The sequence below is a fragment of the Pseudomonas sp. PME37.24/025 genome, assembly GCF_055556615.1.
Map to the genome: position 1 here is coordinate 1 of NZ_JBVHNK010000132.1, position 277 is coordinate 277.

A 277-nucleotide genomic window follows, 5' to 3' on the forward strand; every position below is an offset into this window, starting at 1 on the left:
GCCCGCCCAAGCCACAGCCAGACACCGGCGCCGGCGTGCGCATGCCCGGCCGTTACGAATGCAAACTTTCCTGGGACGGCACGCTGAAGGTCAGCCGCTACTGGGCGGTGCCGTTCGACACCGCGGGCGAGCCGCCGGTCGCCGAAATCAACGTGCGGGATATCGCGGATCCGGTCGCCTTCCTGGACAGCCTGCCCCGCTGAGCGGCGCCATGGACCAGGCGAGCAAGCGGCGTTTCCTCACCACCGACCGGGACCTCACCCAGGCGCGCGGCATC

At 70.4% G+C, this 277-nt stretch carries 1 protein-coding gene; it reads left to right on the forward strand.

What is annotated here, in order from left to right; translation table 11 throughout:
- Positions 1 to 203: hypothetical protein (locus tag ACZ3HH_RS29810; protein ID WP_465810147.1), on the forward strand; the 203-nt coding region annotated here is incomplete at its 5' end.
- Positions 204 to 277 lie beyond the last annotated feature (74 nt).